The organism is Cupriavidus sp. 05T313 (genome assembly GCF_056396665.1).
The window spans coordinates 1-1,531 of sequence record NZ_JBFTLX010000498.1 but is presented as its reverse complement, the minus strand read 5'-3'; the positions used below and the strand labels follow the sequence as shown (position 1 = coordinate 1,531).

Below are 1,531 nucleotides of genomic sequence, written 5' to 3'. Positions count from 1 at the left end.
ATCTTGCTTCTTCTCGTCCCGGCTAAATATCCTAATTTCTGACAAATTAGAGTCCAATACACGCTTTAGTACCGCGTTTCCGAACGATCCCGTTCCACCCGTTATAAGAAGCGTCTCATTATCGAACATTTTAAAATTAACTCCCACCAGCAATTCGAACAAAAAAACTCAGCCTGGATTCAACCCGAACAAATATTCTTTCCCACAACCATCGAATACCAGCGCCCCCCCCAACCATCAATCGAAAATATCTCTGAAACTCAGCCAAAACAGATACTCGATTCAACCACCCTATTAAATAGCTGTATATTTGCGGCTCTAACCTCACCACTAGCGCCCACTTCTTCAGCATAAATTTTCGCGCGAGCTCTCGCCGAATCCAATTCCACCGAGCTCCAGGTGCTCAGCGCTTCGATCGCATTGGCAAACGAGCCCGGGTCAGAAAGTGGAAACTCCCAACCAACACCACGCTCATCAAGCTGGCGCCACGGTGTTTCATTGCTAATCAGAACAGGAGTCCCAACCCGCAAGGCCTCAAAAATTACGTGACCAAAATTTTCCCCACGAGTTGGCAGGAAGAACAGATCGTATTGAGCCAGTGTCCGTGCAACGTCCCTGTGCTCCACACTTCCGTGCACCGTGACCGCGATATTCCTTGGCAATTCATCAATTAATCTTTGACATTCAAGCCAATACGAGGCTTCCTCTTGGGGGCCATATATGTCAAATACTACCGACACTCCCACTCGAGAGAGGACTCTCAACGCATAGTCCAGATTCTTCATTGGCACAATGCGAGAAAGAAAACAAATCCGCAACTCCCTCTCCCCTCCGTGTTGACTCAAATTTTGAGAGCGCTGGCTCTCCAACGGTTCCAGAGCCATCGGCAACAGGTCGGAATTTGATACATTCTCCACGGGATCGCCACCAGAAAATCCAATGGCAAAATCTGACGCGATAAGCACACGCCCTGAAAATTCGTCACCCTCTCTTCCGCCTAACACTCGAAAAATGTCACTTGCCTCGCACGCGCTGGAAGCCTGCCAAAAACTATTCCCGAAAATCCCAATTATTTTTAGAATAGCCATATATGGCAGTTTCTTCCATCGCTTAATAATCAAAGCTCCCCGAGAGAATTCTCCACGCGGGGCGATAATCAATGGCTTCGAAGGCGCCATACCGAGATATCTAGCCATCAAGGGCTTCAAGGTAAAAACCGGATCAAAAAAACTATTAAGATATTGCACATCATGAGGTATTTCCCTCATTATTCTTGCGATCCCGCCCAATGAACTCGATGCTGGACTCAAATAGAGGACCTGCGCACTCCCAACCTCAACCCACTCATTTACCCTCACACCTTCATAGGGGAGCACATCACCCAAATCACGATCAGTTGTAACAATTCTGAACGTAAACTCTGCACTCAATTGCTCCACCAAATTCGCGATAGTACGAATTGGGCCGCCCGCCCGATAGCCCGGCAAGTAATAATGTATGAATATAAGTATTACCGGTTTCACCTAAAGCC

Annotated in this window: 2 protein-coding genes; both read right to left on the bottom strand. The window is 47.4% G+C overall.

Annotation, left to right across the window (positions count from 1 at the left end; translation table 11 throughout):
• The coding region (locus AC1DKD_RS41195; RefSeq protein WP_477144742.1) for a polysaccharide biosynthesis protein at window positions 1–129 on the bottom strand (129 nt) is incomplete at its 3' end.
• Between the two features lie 131 nt (window positions 130–260).
• Window positions 261–1,430, bottom strand: coding sequence for a glycosyltransferase (locus AC1DKD_RS41190; RefSeq protein ID WP_477144741.1), 1,170 nt, complete (start codon window positions 1,428–1,430; stop codon window positions 261–263).
• Window positions 1,431–1,531 lie beyond the last annotated feature (101 nt).